General features: G+C 39.6%; 3 protein-coding genes and 1 pseudogene. 2 read left to right on the top strand and 2 right to left on the bottom strand.

What is annotated here, in order from left to right:
- On the bottom strand, positions 1 to 319 hold a 319-nt coding region (locus TES5_RS10160), incomplete at its 3' end, for a transposase (RefSeq protein WP_198143335.1).
- A 224-nt stretch (positions 320 to 543) separates the two neighbouring features.
- Between TES5_RS10160 and TES5_RS10155 the strand changes: the two are divergent.
- Together TES5_RS10155 and TES5_RS10150 are read left to right on the top strand one after the other, a co-directional pair.
- Positions 544 to 2,187, top strand: a pseudogene (locus TES5_RS10155) (heavy metal translocating P-type ATPase); the annotation flags it as partial.
- 24 nt (positions 2,188 to 2,211) lie between these two features.
- Positions 2,212 to 2,427 carry a hypothetical protein gene (locus tag TES5_RS10150; protein WP_068561751.1) on the top strand — a complete coding sequence of 72 codons (216 nt, stop codon included), beginning with the start codon at positions 2,212 to 2,214 and terminating at the stop codon, positions 2,425 to 2,427.
- A 362-nt stretch (positions 2,428 to 2,789) separates the two neighbouring features.
- Here the strand turns inward: TES5_RS10150 and TES5_RS15595 are convergent.
- On the bottom strand, positions 2,790 to 3,039 hold a 250-nt coding region (locus TES5_RS15595), incomplete at its 5' end, for a transposase (RefSeq protein WP_232309355.1).

The raw sequence follows: 3,039 nt of genomic DNA, 5'->3' as shown, positions 1-3,039 counted from the left end.
CCGTGGGAGCCAACTGATAACGATAAGACCCTTTTTTCGTACGGATGATCCGAGTTTGGAATCCGCATACCTCCCGGAGTTGGCTGTTGCGCTTCAGTTCCCGGATCAAAGCTGCAACTGTGGGGTGTTGGAACACGAAACTGGCAAGGAAAGCCCGCCACATGGTGAACACAGGATAATCATTCCGCCCCTTCCCACGTTCTTCTTCCAAAAGGGCGATGAGTTTCTCGTCCGGCAATGCATTCAGCACGTCATTTAATTTCTCTAAATCCCCGAGCTGGTTATTTTCAAAAATGGATAATTGTGTTATTCTGTTCATAGAAAAAGCGACCTCCTTAATATTTTGTAGTGACTATATTTTACTGCTATTTCAGCAGTATGGGGCGCTTTTTCTTTTTTTTTTTACATTAGTCGCAAAATCCATAAAACAATAGATCGCCAAGGTGAAAGTGCTGTAACAGCAGGCTTTCACCTTGGCGATTTTTATTTTGCTACATCCGCTATCCTTAGAGCCCCAAGGGCTCCAGAACAGCGTAATTGATTCTAGGAGCATTTGCTATAGGTCAATATCCAGAAGGTGTTGCGGTAATGCTGTTCTATCAGGTGGGTGAATTCTTCCAGAATTTAGCGGTAAACAGATCTAGAAGATCGATTGCCGAACTTATGGATATTAGACCTGATTATGCAAATTTAAAGGATGGGGATGATATCAAGATTGTTTCTCCTGAGGATGTACTTATCGGAGAATATATTATTGTGAAACCGGGTGAAAAAGTACCACTTGATGGAGTTGTTGTTGAAGGGAAATCCATGGTGGACACTTCAGCGCTTACTGGTGAGTCTGTGCCTCGTGAAGTAGAGGTTGGAAATGAAGTCTACGGAGGTTTCATCAATAAAAACGGATTATTAACGATTGAAGTTAAAAAAGAATTTGGCGAGTCAACTGTATCAAGAATTTTGGAACTGGTTGAAAATGCCAGCAGTCGAAAGGCGCCTACGGAACAGTTTATTACAAAGTTTGCGCGAATATACACCCCTATAGTAGTAGTAGCAGCATTAGCACTTGCTATTATTCCACCTTTAGTTGTCCAAGGCGCAACTTTTTCTGACTGGATATACAGGGCATTGGTTTTCTTGGTTATTTCGTGTCCTTGTGCATTGGTTGTTTCAATACCGCTTGGATTTTTTGGTGGAATCGGAGGAGCCTCAAAAAATGGTATCCTGATCAAAGGAGGAAATTATCTAGAAGCTTTAAATAATGTTGATACAGTAATATTTGATAAAACTGGAACCTTGACAAAAGGTGTGTTTAAGGTAACTGAGATTAAAGCTGTACAAAACATATCAAATGATGAGCTTTTAATGTATGCAGCATATGCGGAAAACTATTCCAACCATCCGATCGCTCAATCAATTGTGGAAGCTTATGGCAAAGAAATTGACAAAGGAGTAATTGAAGCGCACGAAGAACTTCCTGGCCTCGGATTAAAGGTAAATGTTAAAGGGAAGGAAATTTTTGCAGGCAATGCAAAGCTGATGGCCGAGAAAGAAATTGCCATAGAAGAAAATGATGATCTTGGAACAATCGTGTATATAGCGATAGATGGAAGTTATGCAGGATCGATCATAATCTCAGATGAAATCAAAAAGGATTCTGAAAAACTTGTTAGTGACTTAAAAGCACTTGGTGTAAAGAAGACTGTTATGCTGACAGGAGATAATAAGAAAGTCGGAGATAAGGTCGGTAAACAACTAGGATTGGACGTGGTTTATTCGGAGCTGCTTCCCGATCAAAAGGTAGAGAAACTGGAACTGCTTTATAATCAAAAAAGTACTAAAGGGCGCATTGTATTTGTAGGAGATGGCATAAATGATGCTCCAGTATTAGCGAGAGCTGATGTTGGCGTCGCAATGGGTGGTTTAGGATCTGATGCCGCAATTGAGGCTGCAGATGTTGTGCTGATGACAGATGAACCAAGCAAACTGATCACTGCAATAAAGATTTCAAAGAGAACTAGAAGTATTGTACTACAGAATATTGTTTTGGCCTTTGTTGTTAAAGGAATCGTCCTGATATTGGGTGCCGGAGGACTTGCTACAATGTGGGAAGCGGTATTTGCTGATGTAGGAGTTGCTCTGATAGCAGTCTTAAATGCAATGAGAGTCATGAATACAAAAAATTTGTAAAAAAGTATTAATGGTGGTGAGAATATGTATAAGGAACTTGCTAAATTTTTCGCAGGATTGACCGCTTGGGAATCAATCGTTCATGCTTCATTTGGTTTAAGTGGAATTTTGCCGATTACTCTTTTTGGTATTACTATAACACCTGAACTCAATACTGTTCAGATTATTGTTCCAGCTTTAGTGTCGGCATACTTAGTATATTTCGGCTGGTTTAAAAAATCTAAGCGTGAGCAAAGATAATGATTTTATGTGTTTTCAAATAGGTAAGTGGAATGCTAAGTAAGATTCGATTCACACTGAAACAGAAATTTAATTTTCAGGATAAGATTGCGCCTACAGGAAGTTTTATAGATTCTTGTAAGTGTGAAGTTTTACCTCTGAATTAAAAAGACATTAGAACCTGAATTATTCATACCACCCCAAATCTTGATATGAACAACTCTATTTCATCTGCAATATTGGATTTTTGGCAGAGCTGTTATTTTTTTCCCTTTCAAAACGTCTCTTAGAGACGAAAAGAAGCACGAAATGCGATTGTTATTGTGTTTTTGGGCATACTAATCCCTTTGTTCGAACGTTTTTTTTAAATTTGCGGGGTCTCCTCACCAAGACAAGGATTGAATTTGCCGTAGGATATGAAAAAATTCATCTTGGTAGACATGATGGGTGCTGAGTTTTAGCATCATGCGTCTTCCGCTGTGGATCAGTTTCCCAGCGATCTTGAAAAACCGAAGACGAATACTTTGTATCTGTAGGCCTTTGGCCTTTTCCGGGAAAGCTAGTGTGCGTATAAAATTGTTGATGTTATAGGAAAGGACGCTGACCATCATGCGGACGGCATTCTCCAAGAAA

This window comes from Trichococcus sp. ES5 (assembly GCF_900067165.1).
GTDB lineage: Bacteria > Bacillota > Bacilli > Lactobacillales > Aerococcaceae > Trichococcus > Trichococcus flocculiformis.
Note: the sequence above shows the minus strand (reverse complement) of the source record. Positions and strands in the feature narration are given on the sequence as shown.